Source organism: Niastella populi (genome assembly GCF_002078015.1).
In the GTDB taxonomy this organism is placed as follows: domain Bacteria; phylum Bacteroidota; class Bacteroidia; order Chitinophagales; family Chitinophagaceae; genus Niastella; species Niastella populi.
Genome location: NZ_LWBP01000056.1, coordinates 78,538 through 92,967, shown reverse-complemented (window position 1 = coordinate 92,967; position 14,430 = coordinate 78,538). Strand labels below are relative to the sequence as shown.

7 protein-coding genes are annotated in these 14,430 nt (G+C 46.2%); 5 read left to right on the top strand and 2 right to left on the bottom strand.

Annotation, left to right across the window (positions count from 1 at the left end):
* Window positions 1–68: 68 nt before the first annotated feature.
* The 4 genes from A4R26_RS07030 (at window position 69) to A4R26_RS07015 (ending at window position 9,907) form a co-directional block, all read left to right on the top strand.
* Window positions 69–500, top strand: coding sequence for a nuclear transport factor 2 family protein (locus tag A4R26_RS07030; protein WP_081162741.1), 432 nt, complete (start codon window positions 69–71; stop codon window positions 498–500).
* A gap of 129 nt (window positions 501–629) precedes the next feature.
* The gene (locus tag A4R26_RS07025; protein WP_242674847.1) at window positions 630–2,792 is read left to right on the top strand and encodes a hypothetical protein; all 2,163 of its coding nucleotides are present in this window, start codon (window positions 630–632) and stop codon (window positions 2,790–2,792) included.
* 452 nt (window positions 2,793–3,244) lie between these two features.
* Complete coding sequence (locus A4R26_RS07020; RefSeq protein WP_242674846.1) at window positions 3,245–6,886, top strand: DUF4450 domain-containing protein; 3,642 nt, start codon at window positions 3,245–3,247, stop codon at window positions 6,884–6,886.
* 186 nt (window positions 6,887–7,072) lie between these two features.
* Window positions 7,073–9,907, top strand: coding sequence for an outer membrane beta-barrel protein (locus A4R26_RS07015; RefSeq protein ID WP_081162730.1), 2,835 nt, complete (start codon window positions 7,073–7,075; stop codon window positions 9,905–9,907).
* A gap of 5 nt (window positions 9,908–9,912) precedes the next feature.
* Here A4R26_RS07015 and A4R26_RS07010 read toward each other — a convergent pair whose 3' ends face one another.
* Complete coding sequence (locus tag A4R26_RS07010) at window positions 9,913–10,983, bottom strand: T9SS type A sorting domain-containing protein (protein ID WP_081162727.1); 1,071 nt, start codon at window positions 10,981–10,983, stop codon at window positions 9,913–9,915.
* A 719-nt stretch (window positions 10,984–11,702) separates the two neighbouring features.
* The gene (locus A4R26_RS07005; RefSeq protein WP_081162723.1) at window positions 11,703–12,830 is read right to left on the bottom strand and encodes a redoxin family protein; all 1,128 of its coding nucleotides are present in this window, start codon (window positions 12,828–12,830) and stop codon (window positions 11,703–11,705) included.
* 443 nt (window positions 12,831–13,273) lie between these two features.
* Here A4R26_RS07005 and A4R26_RS07000 point away from each other — a divergent pair, with 443 nt between their 5' ends.
* On the top strand, window positions 13,274–14,422 hold the full coding sequence (locus A4R26_RS07000) for a hypothetical protein (RefSeq protein ID WP_081162720.1): 1,149 nt from the start codon (window positions 13,274–13,276) through the stop codon (window positions 14,420–14,422).
* Window positions 14,423–14,430 lie beyond the last annotated feature (8 nt).

The window sequence follows — 14,430 nt, the reverse complement described above, 5'->3', positions numbered from 1 at the left end:
GGCTTGTATCTTGTGATTTGCGATTTGAATTTTTTATTTAACTATCTTGAGGTCATTAAACTTACTATATGATAAAAAAACTCATCTGTGTTATTTTGATAGCTGGCATAACAAGCGGCGCTATGGCGCAAAGTAAAGACGAAGCAGCAGTGGCCGCAGCCGTTGAAAATTTAAAGAAAGCCATGATCGATGGTGACAAGGCAGGGTTGGAAAAGATCACCGCCGAAAAGTTGAGCTACGGCCACAGCAGCGGCAAAGTAGAAGACAAGGCAACCTTTGTGGATAATATCGTTACCGGAAAGTCTGATTTCGTAACTATAGAACTAACCAATCAAACAGTAACGGTAGCCGGTGATGCGGCCATTGTACGTCACGCATTAGCCGCCACTACCAATGACAATGGTAATTCAGGCAGCGTAAAACTGAACATCCTGCTGGTATGGCAAAAGCAAAAAGGGCAATGGAAGTTGCTGGCCCGCCAGGCGGTGAAAATTCCTTAAGAAATATCGAATAGCGAATCCCGGCGAAGCCCTGCTTGTCGGGATGCCGACCCAAAGCGTTGGCATGTTCAATTTCGAAATGTAGAAAGTAAAGACAGGAAATTAAAAATGAAGAATGAAAAATTAGAAATGAAAAAGTCAATACGGTTTACGGCTGCTGCCTGTGTTTTTGCTTTCTGCTTTTTGCTTTCGGCTTTAAGCTGTATTTGCATTGCTCAAAACCCGGCTATTGACCGGGAAAGTTTGGTGCGCAGACATACGGTGCATATCAGTAAAGCCGATTCATTAAATTCATTGACCGTTGGTAATGGACAATTTGCTTTTACCGCCGATGTAACCGGATTGCAAAGCTTTCCCGCCTTTTATCAAAAAGGCGTACCGCTCGGAACACAAAGCGAGTGGGGCTGGCACAGCTTCCCCAATACCGAAAAATATCGCCGCGAAGAAACGCTCAGGGAATATGAACTGGAGGGAAAGAAGATCACCTATTGCGTACAGGTAAAAGAGCCCGAGCGCAGCCGTAAAGCGGTAGATTACTTCAGGCAAAACCCGCACCGTTTGCAGTTGGGTAATATCGGTTTGGAGATCACCAAAAAGGACGGCAGTATTGCTACCATTGAAGATATCCGCGACATAGATCAACAACTCGATATGTGGACCGGCAAACTGGAGAGCCGGTTCGCAGTTGAAGATATTCCGGTAACCGTAACAACCTACGCACACCAGCAGCAGGATGCCATAGCGGTACAGATCAACTCGCCCTTGCTGACTGAAAAACGTATCGCGCTCCGCCTGCATTTCCCTTACCCCAATGGCGAGTTCAAAGATGTAGGCATATTTGAAGGCGATAGCGCCAGGCACAGGTCGGAAATAAATAAACCGTCGATGTTTGGCGGCAGTATTCGCAGAACGCTGGATACCACCACCTATTTCGTTCAATACAACTATAGCAGCGCTTCCAGAGTACAAATGCGCCGGCAGCATGATTGCATTATTCAGCCAACTGCCGGTAATGCGAATTATGAAATTTCTTTTTCCTTTACCCCAACGGAACAGAAATACGCTCCGTCTTTTGCAGAAACAAAAGCGAACAGCGCCGGGCAATGGAATAAGTTCTGGAAAAGCGGCGGCGCCATAGATCTTTCCGGCAGTACCGATAAAAGGGCAGCAGAGCTGGAAAGAAGGATCGTATTGTCGCAATACATAACCAAAGTGCAATGCGCCTCAGCGTATCCGCCACAGGAAACCGGGCTCACCTTCAACAGCTGGTTTGGCAAACCGCACCTCGAAATGCACTGGTGGCATGCCGTGCATTATGCATTGTGGGGAAGAACGGAGCTGATGGAAAAAAGCCTCGACTGGTATTTCACTGTGGCCAAAAAAGCAAAAGCGTTGGCAAAGCGGCAGGGTTTCGATGGACTGCGCTGGCAAAAGATGACAGATCACGATGGTGAAGAAGCGCCCTCATCGGTAGGTGCATTTCTCATCTGGCAGCAACCGCATCTGATCTATATGGCGGAATTGGCGTATCGCAACAAAAAAGACAAAAAGATTCTAAACAAGTATAAAGACCTTGTTTTTGGAACGGCCCAATTCATGGCCTCGTTTCCAACCTGGGACACTGCAGGAAAAAGATATAACTTAGGTAAAGGATTGATACCGGCGCAGGAATGTTTTGATGCAGTGAAAACATTCAACCCCACCTATGAACTCGCCTACTGGCAATGGGCTTTGACCGTTGCCCAGCAATGGCGGCAGCGCCTCGGAATGCCACGCGAAAAGAAATGGGATGCTGTCATTAAACAACTTTCTCCCTGGCCGCAGGCAAATGGCGTTTACCTCGCTACAGAAAGCACACCCGACTGTTATACGAACGAAAGATACATTACCGACCATCCCGCCGTGCTTGGCGCTTACAGCTCGCTGCCGGCCTGCAACCGGCTCGATACAACGGTAATGAAAAACACCTACGATCTTATTTTGAAAGTATGGAAATGGGAAACAACCTGGGGCTGGGATTTTCCATTGATGGCCATGACGGCTACCCGATTACATATGCCCGATAAGGCGCTCGACGCATTGTTTATGCCGGTGCAAACAAATACTTACCTCGCCAATGGCCACAATTACCAGGACGACCGGCTGACCATTTATTTACCCGGCAATGGTGGATTGCTGAGTGCCGTAGCCATGATGTGTGCTGGTTATGATAATAATAAAAAATCCAATCCCGGTTTTCCAAAAGATGGAAGCTGGAAAGTAAAGTGGGAAGGGCTGAGGCCAATGTTTTAACGTGATAATGTGATGATTTGATAATGTAACGAGGGAGTTGAAAGGTTGATAGAGTTGATACGGTTGATAAAGGAAAGGCAGGCCTGTATTGGATTTAAGCTTTTAGCTTTGGATTTTCTGTATTTGTATTCGCTTGAAGCTTGTGGCTTATAGCTTGAAGCTGTATTTGTATTCGCCTGCAGCCTTCTTCAGCTTTAGCCTGTATTGCTTGCAGCTGTATTTGAATTCGCTTTCAGCCTTCAGCCTTAGGCCTTCAGCTTTAGCCTGTATTGCGTGCAGCGTTTTCACCATTGACCATTCCCCATCAAGCAGCAATTAAAACAGGCCGGTTGTCTATTTAATTGTACCGATGCACCAGTATACCAACGATGTTCCATAACTCTCTATATTTTATTGCATTTCTTTCTATTATCATTCCTGCTGTAGCTAATGCACAATTGGCAAACGGCAAGATGCAATTGCATGCGGTAAAGTCAGAACCACATAAAACCTCAGGAGAACGCTCCATTCACTATCTTCCCCAGGGAGCCGACTTTGTTACCGTCAATGGTAACATGCGGTTCAACCGCGCTTTATACGGCACCAATACCGGTTTCAGAATTGAAACAGGCGATCTGCCTGAGTTTGCTTTATACATGCCGGGCATGGGCGGCAATTTTAAGTTCGGCCTGATAGCCGGCAATAAAAGTAAATGGCTCACGGAAGCAAAATATATAAAAGCCACCTATCGCGCCGGCGCCATGTTGTACAGCATAAAAGATCCGCTGCTGGGAAATGGTTCCATGCAAATTATTGTACTTGCACTGGCCGGCGCCGAAGGCATGATCATTAAGACCCAATTCGTCAATGTTACAGCCAAAGTAGCATTGTGCTGGGTATATGGTGGCGCATCGGGCAAAAAGTTCTCCCGCGATGGCGATATCGGCGCCGACCCGGAATCTTCCTTTTACCTGCAACCCGGTTATTGCAAAGACAATAGCTATTCCATTTATAAGAACAGTTTTCATTTACTGTATGGAACAGGCAGGGTATTGACGGAAGATGAACGATATGAAATTCAGTACAAACCAAGGAACGAATTACCCGCAGCAATAAGCAAAGGGCTTAAGCGGCTGTCAGCTGTCGTACCGCCGGCATCAGTTATCAAAATAACGGATGCGGCTCAACAGCAGAACCCATTGCAACTTTATCAAAGCGATTCATCGGCAACACCGGCCATTGCCGGAAAAATGCCTGTCGCAAATGGCGTAAATTACTTTTTGATACAACCGGGCGATTCCATAACCACAGCATATAACAAACTGGCGCAAACGTTCATCGAAGCAGAGGCGGCCCGTAAGGAACTGGCTGGCCGCATAAAGATCGTTACGCCCGATAAATGGATAAACACATTGGGCGGCGCATTAAGCGTTGCGGCCGATGGTATATGGGAATCGCCCACCTATATGCATGGGGCGGTTGCCTGGCGCATGCGTTTACCCGCCTGGCGCGGCGCTTACGTTGCAGACGCATTAGGCTGGCACGACAGGGCAAGAACGCATTTCAGCAGTTATGCATTGTCGCAGGTTACTGCACCGGAAACAGGCCCGGTTGTATTCGATACCGCTTTGCACCTGGCACGGCAACTGGAAAAAATGGGCACTTCCATGTTCAGTAGTGGTTACATCTGCCGCAATCCCAATGGAGATCTGCGCCCGCACCACTACGATATGAACCTCGTGTTCATAGATCAGTTGCTGACGCATTTTTATTATACCGGTGATTCAGCCTACATAAAACAACAGTGGCCCACGCTGCAAAGACACCTGGCCTGGGAAAAAAGAAATTACGATGCCAATAACGATGGGCTGTACGATGCCTATTGCTGTATATGGGCCAGTGATGCCTTACAATACAGTGGCGGTGGCGTTACCCATTCCTCTGCCTATAATTACCGCGCCAATGCGGTAGCGGCGCAACTGGCGCCAATAGTGGGGGAAGACCCAACTCCCTACCAGCACGAAGCAACAAAGATCTTTGATGCCGTGAACCACCAGTTGTGGATGCCTGAACTGGGTTGGTATGCTGAATACAAAGATGCGTTGGGGGAACGACTATTACACCCGGCGGCCGGTTTATGGACCATCTATCACGCGATAGATGAAAAACTGCCCGATGGATTTAAGGCATACCAGGCATTGCGGTATGTAGATAAAATGATCCCGCACATTCCTGTTCGGGCAATTGGTTTACGCGACAGCAGTCATTACCTGTTGTCCACTACCAACTGGCAGCCTTATACCTGGTCGTTGAACAATGTGGCGCTGGCCGAGAACCTGCATACTGCCCTGGCTTACTGGCAGGGTAACCGGTCGGAAGATGCCTACCGGTTATGGAAAAGCGCATTGGTAGAAAGCATGTACCTGTCATCGAGCCCGGGCGGGTTTCAACAGCTTTCTTATTACGATGCCATTCGCGGTGAGCTGTACCGCGATTTTGCCGATCCCATTGGGATGGCTGCCCGTTCCTTAACGGAAGGATTGTTTGGCATACTGCCCAATGCATTGAATGATACGCTTACTATAAAGCCAGGCTGGCCTGCCACCTGGAATATGGCTTCCATTCAAACACCCGATATTACCCTCGATTTCAAACGTACGCAAACTGCCGATCAGTATCTGGTAAAACCGGTATTTCCCCGCGCCATGAACCTGCGTTTACACCTGCGCGCAATAAAAGATGCCATTGAATCGATAATGGTGAATGGCCAGCCCGCAAGCTGGCATAGTATCAATGAATCGGTGGGCGAGCCGGTAATTGAGATCGCAACAGGTAAAGCAAAACAATACACGATCGTAATAAAATGGGCAGGTGCGCCCATTCAACCCATGCGGCATGATAGTGTGCTGGTAATTGGGTCGCAGCTTACAGCTGCTACGCCGGCCGGTTTTATTCAATCTATTTACGATCCGCAGCAGGTATTGCAGCATATCATGCTCACCAGTAGCCAGCTGCAGGCAACATTACAGGGCCATACCGGGCATAAGACCGCATTTATTCAATTACGGCAGGGAGAAATGGTGTGGTGGTTCCCGCTCGATTTTGAAATGAAACAACCGGTTGAAATAATTTCCACGGGAGAAACCAACGACAGGCATATCCGGTTCAGCATAAGAAATAATGGAGAAGCGGTTGATGCGAAAGTAATAGTGAATAGCGGTTCGCAGTCGTTTGTACAGCAAATGCAATTGCCGGCAAAGGCAATGACCGCCGTCATAAGTATTCCTGCTGCTTATCTTGTACCTGGCAGTAACTATGTAAGAGTTGAATGGGGGGAAGGCCATTATACTGATACAACTGTTTTGAACTGGCAGGTTGTTGCAGCGGCCGGTAGTGATTTTGAAAAGATCAATTGCACGAACCTCTTCAACGACAAGGTGACGAATATTTTTAAGCAGTCGTATTTGTCGCCCCGCCCGCAATCGCCCACTTTGCAATTACCGGTGCAGGGTATAGGCAACTGGTGTTATCCGTTGGTACAACCGGTTATCGATGATGCTGGTTTACGCAGGGCGGCCGTTAATAATGAACTGGTGTTGCCTCAGCATATTCCATTTGCAACGCCTGCCGATAGCCAGGAAAAGAATATCGTGTTCACATCAAAGTGGGATAATTATCCTGACTCTGCTGTTGTGCCATTGTCAGGACATGCTAAACATGCATACTACTTATTAGCAGGTTCAACCAACCCCATGCAAACAAGATTGGTAAATGCCGAACTGCGCGTACATTATAAAGATGGAAGCATCGACACGCTGCCATTGGCAAACCCGCAAAACTGGTGGCCTGTTGAGCAGGACTATTTTATAGACAGCCTTGCGTTCACTACCGATGCGCCACGACCGCTCAGGCTCCTGCTTAAAACAGGAAAAACTTACACAACACCACAGGAGTATTCGTCGTTAAAAGGCTTTTCCAACAAAGCCATTGAAGGCGGCGCTGCCACCATACTGGATATGCCGTTGAACTACAATAAAGAGCTTCAGTCAGTTAGCCTCCATTCTATAGCCAACGATGTAGTGATCGGATTGATGGCTGTAACCCTCACAAGGTAAGATTCTAATATTTTTTTAATGTTCGTGCCACTATTTCAAAATTCCCGCCGTCTTTGAACCCACGACGTACAGCGGTTATTTATGCTAATAAAATAAATGTCAAAAATATCCGCCATTCTGTACACGATTCCGGGTGTTTATGTCGTCAATTGGAGTCGCCTGGAGTAAAACAAAAAATGAGATTGCATGCGGATTGCTACCCTTTTTATCCTATTTGTTCTTTCAGCACAATTTGTTACCGCTCAAAATAAAATAAGCGGTAAGGTGGTGGATGCCATGAACCGGCTTCCCTTACCCGATGCTACCGTTACTATCATCAATCCCGTTGACTCTGCTGCAGTAGGTTTTGCCGTGGTTGATAAAACCGGACTGTTCGAAATAAGGAACCTCGGTAAAGGCAATTATGTGCTTGGTATAACCTTCACCGGTTACAATCCATTCAAAAAGGATCTTGCCATCACCGAAACACAGTTTACCATCAACCTCGATACGGTATTTCTTTCGCTCGATACCAACATGCTTGGCAGTGTAGTAGTGCAGGCGCCGCCGATAACAGTGAAAAAAGATACGATCGAATTCAGGGCCAGTTCATTCAAAACAAAACCCAATGCTACGGTAGAAGACCTGCTTAAGAAATTACCCGGTGTTGAAGTTGATAAAGAAGGAAACATCACTTCGCAGGGGGAGGAGATCACCAAGATCTATGTTGATGGAAAAGAGTTCTTCCTCAATGACCCCAAACTCGCCACCAAGAACCTTTCATCGGAAATGGTAGAGGCGGTGCAGGTGTTTGACGATATGAGCGACCAGGCCAAGTTCACCAAGATAGATGATGGCAGCCGCAAACGTACCATCAATATCAAACTCAAGAAAGACCGCAAGAAAGGCGTATTTGGCAGAACCAGCGCATCCATCGGTTCCAGCGACCGGTATGAAGCCAGTGGTTCTTTCAACGCATTCAATAACGACCAGCAGGTTTCTATCCTGGGCGGCGCCAATAACATCAACCGGTTGGGCTTTACCAACAACGATCTTATCAGCGCTATGGGCGGTATGGGTGGCGGCGGTGGTAATCGTGGCGGCCGCGGTGGCCGCGGCGGTGGCGGTAATGCGCCCGCTGCAGGAAATGGCAATACCAGATCGTGGAGCGCAGGTATTAACTTCCGTGATGAATGGGGCCATAAATTGGATTTCAGCGGCAGCTATTTTGTCAATCAAACCGATAATAGCAATTACAGCGAAAGCGCAAGGCAGAATTTATTTTCCAATGACTCGGTAGCTTATGCCAATTCTGTTTCCAGCAGCCGCAATACCAACGTCAATCACCGGTTTGGTTTTAGATTGGAATACATGATCGACAGCATGAACTCGCTGCTGATGACGCCTAATTTGAATTTGCAACAGGGTTCCTCGTCGAGCGATAATTCATCGGTTACCCGGGCAACCAACCCAAGGCTCAATTATAAAGCCATAGAAGGGGAGAGCCATTCCAATAGTAAACGCGATGGGCAAAGCTTTAACAATGACCTTTTATTCCGGCACCGATTTCGCAAACCCGGCCGTACGTTCACGCTGGGCTGGAAAACGGCTTTGAATAACAGTAATGGACATGGCTTCAACTACTCGCCCTATCATTTCTACGATTCAAATAATGTGGAATACCGTTTCGATAACCGCGATCAGCGCAACGACCAGATCACCCGTTCATTTAACAATACCGTCAGTACTTCCGTTACGGAAATGCTCGATTCAAGCATGGTATGGGAAGTGAACTATGCCTATACTATCAATAAGAGCAACAGCGACCGCGATACATACGATCGTAACCCGGTTACCAACGAATATGACAGTATCAATAAACCGCTTACCAATTACTTTGAAAATTTGTTTACGGCCAACAGGCTGGGAACCAATTTCAGGGTAAAAAAGCAAAAGTACGATTACCAGTTTGGCGGTGCGGTGAACTTTGCCTCGTTGGAAAATTTAAGTGTTCGCGGAACCGATACAAAGGGAACTACGATGCGGCAGACCTATACCAATCTTTTCCCGAATGCATCATTTAATTACAATCCAAAACCGAGAAAAAACCTGCGGTTCAATTATCGTGGCAGCACCCGCGCCCCGGGCATCAGCCAGTTACAGGATTTTCAGGATATCAGCAACCGCCTGAACATTCGAACCGGTAACCCCGATCTTAAACAGGAGTTCACGCATGATATCCGTATCAATTACAGTACGTTCAACCTCACCAATTTCCTGTACCTGAATATCAGCGGCGGCGCCAATTTTATAAGTAACAAGATCGTGAACAGCACCAGCAAACTGGATGAAGGGGTGTTGCTTACAAAACCGGTGAACCTGGATGGGGCACAGAGTTACAATATGTCGGGTACCATTGGCATTCCGCTTAAAAAAGTGACCACCGGCCGTCGCAGCCCGGTAAACCTCAACTTAACTACCACGGGGCGGTTTAACCGCGATGTGAGTAAGCTGCTTGATACGGTTCGGTACAACTATACCAAAGGGCTGGGCGAACGTATTTCCTTTAATTATTTTCTACAGGATAAGCTCGATCTGCATGCCATTGCCTCCTTTAATTATAACGATGCCCGGTATACCATGAATGCAGCGCAGAACTATAAATATTTCGATCAGCACTATTCAATAGATGTTACCTACACTATCTGGAAGCGGATAATGATCAACAACGATTTTGATTTTTATGTGAATACCGGCCGGGCAGATGGCTTTAACCAGTCGATCCCTTTGTGGAATGCCTATGTTTCCTGTTTGCTGTTTAAAAAGCAGAATGGTGAATTGCGGATCAGCGGTGTAGACCTCCTGAATCAGAACAGAAGCATAATACGTACGGCTACCGAGTCGTATGTTGATGATACCTACACGCGCGTACTGCAACGGTTCTTCCTCGTTAGCTTTATGTATAACTTCAAAAATTTTGGCAAAGGAATGTTCCCTGGTCGTGAGAACAGGGAACGTGGTGGAAGAAGATATTCTTCTTAGAACGTTTAATTTGTAGCCAAACGTAACGTCAGCGATTTTTCGCTACCGGTAAGTTGCACAAAATATAGTGCCGGTGGCAATTGTACAGGCAGGTTGTACCGCACAGGAGGGGGGCCTGCCTGTACTGTTGTACGGTGTACCTGTTGTCCCAACGCGTTGTAGATCGATATCGCCGTATATACATGCCCCCTGGGTAATTGCAGGTAAAAATGGTTTTTGGCCGGGTTGGGATAAATGGCGGTTCTATTGATGATCTCCTGCGGGGGTGTCGTACCGCCCGGCCGGGTGATCAATACCGTATTGTTAAGCGCATTGGCTGCGGAGCCACAGGTGCCGTTGGTGCCGGTTGGCGCCAGCGCATAGGAACCGCAGGCATTACAGGTTAAAGCGGCAGGATGTGAAACGAATGCTGCCGGTGCGGTGGAGGTCCATCTTATTTGGGAGGCGTTTTGTAATGAAGACAAAAAGCCATTGGTTACGCTTTGCTGCATACCGCCATGAGTTACGAGGTAAGAAGTACCGGTGCCGGTTTCAGTAAAGAATCCGTTCTTATTCATATTGAAGGAAGAGCACAGCTCGATGAGCGAACCGGTACCGATCTTCACATTCGTTGCCGTTGAACTGGAGGTCCAGGCCCCGGTGACCTTCATTATACCAAAATCATTGATGGCAATATTTATCAGCCCCTGCGAAAAGGAACCGGTAATATCGAGTAAACCGCCATTGCAAACGATAATATTGTCGATGGCAGAAACTGGTGCGGTATTATTGCCGGTGAGTATACCTGTTATGACGAGTTTGGCGCCAAACTTCACCAGGATAACGCCGGTTTTGTTAAGCGTAACGCTGCCAAGGGTAACGGTACCGGCCTGAACAACCAGTGTGCCGTTGATGGAATAGGTATTACCACTTAAATTGGTAGTGGTGGAAATACAGTAGGTTGAACCGGTTGCCAATGTTGCCGATGAGGTTGGCAGGGCAATGGCCCCGGCCGGACAACCGCCCGTACATTGGGCCGATACCTGGCTGCCGGTTAAGGCAGCTATAAATAAGAACAGGCTATGAATGTATTTCATAGGAACGGATATAGTTTTGAGGGTATGAGATGGACCTCAAAATAACTTTCTAAATCGGATTAGCAAATAGCAAAAGTCCGAATTGGATAATATAGTAATATGAATAACAGTTGTGAAATACCGTTATACTGTAAGAGGGGTGGACGGGATAGTTTTACAGGTTAGTAAAAGAGATAATGGGATGAGTTGAAGAGTTGACTGGTTGACGAGTTGACGAGTTAACTGGTAAATTTCTGTGAATATGAAAATGTTTGTGTTGGGTAAACGCTGTAGTGCATGCCCTTTTTTAGGAAATGCGCTTTAAATATGAAGCATAGGAGGAGTTACATAAGGACATTCAGCGTTCAACTACGGTAGAAAATGCTTGTAATTACGGCAATGGTACGGCGGTGGTAAGGTGTGGGTACGATGATGCTTAAGAGTTGATCAGGGTTACTACGGCAGTTTATACAACCCATCGCAGGCAGAAAGCCGTTTACAGGTGTCGCTATACGCTTTTGGCTTTGTCTTCAGATGGCCGTTTTCAGGCATCTGCTCCAAGTATCCAGCTGTATGGCGCGTACAGCTTATAGCTGCATTTTTGCCTTTAGGTCGTATTTTACACGCATTGAGATACGTCAAAATTCCCTGGGTAGGTGCAGGTAGTTTATCCCGGCAACAGCAACTTCATAACCGGCATGCTCCGTTTGCAGCCCGGGTGTGGCGCCGGTACCAGGTAACTAATAAAACCTGCCGATCAACTTGTGGTCAACGATCATTCTTTTTATCTCCGCCACATCTATCGGTCCCTGTTTGCCATAGATGATCTTACCGCCCGGTTCAACCAGGATGGTATAGGGCAATGCGCCCTGCCATTTGGGATCTATGGCTTCAATGAGTTTGTATTTATCGTCGGAAGCAAAGAGGTAATTGGTATTGGATGCCTGTTGCTGTTGCAGGAACTTCAGTACTTTTTCTTTTTTGGCTGGGTCGTCGGCGCTGATGCTGATAAATTCAAAATCGCGCCGCCGGTACATGCGATTGATAGCAACAAAATCGGGGAACTCCGTAACGCAGGGGCCGCACCAGGTAGCCCAGATATTGATAAGCCGCAGTTTATCGGTAGGGTTCTTCAGTAATTCTTTCAAAGCCGGTTCGTCGATGGTAATTACCGAAACCGGTTCTTTGGCCCATTCTTCAAATCCTTTTTTTACCAGGGAATTTTTATCGGCCCATTTAACCGAACAGCCGAATACCTTGGTGGTGGTAACCGGCACGGCTTTGTTTTGCAATAAGGCTTCTATGGCATCGCGGGTATTTAATTCGGTAGGTGTTTTGGTTGGCTTTTCAACATTGTCGATACGGCCCTGGTAGCGAAGGGTGCGGGCTTTATCAAATATAAATACATGCGGAGTGGCAATTGGTCCATACGCTTTGGCGGTAGCCTGCGCATCGCCATCATATAAGTAGGGAAAATTATATCCCTTTTGTGTGGCGCGTAGTTTCATTTCTTCAAATGAATCGCTCATATCGGAATAGCCCAGTTCATCTAACCGCACCGACTTAGGGTCGTTCGGACTGATGGCTACTACCGCCACATTTTCAGGAGTATAATCTTTTGCCAGCTGAATGATGCGGTCTTCATACGCCTGTGCGGTGGGGCAGTGATTGCAGGTGAAGATGATAACCAGCAAACCGGCGTTTTTGAACGACGCGAGCGTATAGGTTTTACCATCCGTACCCGGCAGTTTGAAATCGGGCGCCGGTGAGCCGATGGCAAGTGTTTGGTGTTCGACGTTTGTGCTTTGGGATTTGGCGGCAGCAGGTGCTATTGCGGCCGATAGCAGGATAAAGAAAAACCCTTTCATACAGGATGTTTTTTAAAAGGTACGATTTTTTCGGGTGTTTAACCGTCGGAAGCTGGTATCCCATAGATCGATCTCAGTTGTTATTGCATCAAAATATGTAACAAACTGGAGAGTGAAAGCCGTTTACAAACCATTTATCCTAAAACAAATGCATCAAAAGACCTTCTTGCATAGCACAGAAAATCATAAAGAAAGCTTATTATTTTTAGCAACTTCCCTTAACAAACGCCAAAAATAAAAAGCTTCATTTAAATTAACTGGCGAAATTTTTCGGATGTTTGCCACAGACCTGGCAACGGTATGGCTCAATTCATAAAACTTTCCGATCATTGTGCCATTTCCGGATCTCAATATTTTATAAAATAGTTGTTGAGGCACCATGCACTTTTCCTTCTTTTAGCAGGCGCCAACAATTTTTTAGATAATACAGAAAAAACATCCATATGCATACAAAACCTGTTCATATTAAAAGCGGCAGTATCCCTTTATCAAAAGAACAACAGTCGTTTAACCGGCTTGTTAAGCGTATTGAAAAATTGCAACAGCAAATTCTGGACGAAACAAATAAGCTGGAACAGTTGAATAGGTTATATATGAAAGAGATTTTCCCCAATGTGCTGGAGTTGGGTAAATTGAAAATACGGGTTTGCCACCTGCTACACAAAAAAAGAAGCGAAATAAAATTGTCGGCTGCTCAAAGTCAAAAACTGGATGACATACTGCTTGATTTTTTAGACGATGCGTTTAGCGTGATAGAGCCGGATGATGCAACAAAAGAACTTTATTCCCAGTATAGCGATACAACCTATGAGGAGGAACTTTCCAGCCAGGAAGCGGCAATGAAAGAGGATTTTACAGATATGTTATACGGCCGGTTTGGAATCAGGCTCGATCCTTCGTTGCTTACGGAAAACATGGATAGGGAAAAAATTGAAGCGGAACTAAATAAGCAATGGGAGCAAAAAGAAAAGGGGAAAAAGGAAAAACGTAAATCAAAAAAGCAACAGGAAAAAGAGCAGTTGGAGCAACAAAAGGAAGCATTAAAAAATAAAAGTCTTCGAAGCGTTTATGTTGCATTAGCCAAAATTTTGCACCCTGATATGGAGCAGGACGAAGCCCTGAAAATAGAAAAAGAGGAAATGATGAAGAAGGTAACAGTGGCATACGAAAACAGAGATATGATACAACTATTGCAACTGGAAATGCAATGGATAAAAAATCATGATGAAAGCCTCAATAGCATGGAAGGGGCTGCATTGAATGCTTATATTCTTTTATTGAAAGATCAGGTGAAAGAACTGGAAGCGGAACTGGACATGTTATATCTCAATCCTGCTTTTTCGGCAGTGGCAGACTTCAGGTTTGCAAACGTGCATGTTGCAGCCACCGAAATAAAGCGGCAAGGAAGACATTATTACGAGGTGAATAAAAAATTACAAACGGATCTTAATCAACTCGAACACGGAACAAAAACCAAAGCAGCCGTTCTGCAGTGCATCCGCGATTATTATAGCGAACCTGGTAATGATTTTTTCGATGAAGATATGCTGGACTTTTTATCTAATGAAATGATGAACCGAAGATCTAAGTAAGATCCGGT

Coding starts and splice junctions, on each gene's coding strand:
- A4R26_RS07030 (WP_081162741.1), top strand. CDS start 69: ATGATAAAAAAACTCATCTGTGTTATTTTGATAGCTGGCATAACAAGC.
- A4R26_RS07025 (WP_242674847.1), top strand. CDS start 630: ATGAAAAAGTCAATACGGTTTACGGCTGCTGCCTGTGTTTTTGCTTTC.
- A4R26_RS07020 (WP_242674846.1), top strand. CDS start 3,245: ATGCAATTGCATGCGGTAAAGTCAGAACCACATAAAACCTCAGGAGAA.
- A4R26_RS07015 (WP_081162730.1), top strand. CDS start 7,073: ATGCGGATTGCTACCCTTTTTATCCTATTTGTTCTTTCAGCACAATTT.
- A4R26_RS07010 (WP_081162727.1), bottom strand. CDS start 10,983: ATGAAATACATTCATAGCCTGTTCTTATTTATAGCTGCCTTAACCGGC.
- A4R26_RS07005 (WP_081162723.1), bottom strand. CDS start 12,830: ATGAAAGGGTTTTTCTTTATCCTGCTATCGGCCGCAATAGCACCTGCT.
- A4R26_RS07000 (WP_081162720.1), top strand. CDS start 13,274: ATGCATACAAAACCTGTTCATATTAAAAGCGGCAGTATCCCTTTATCA.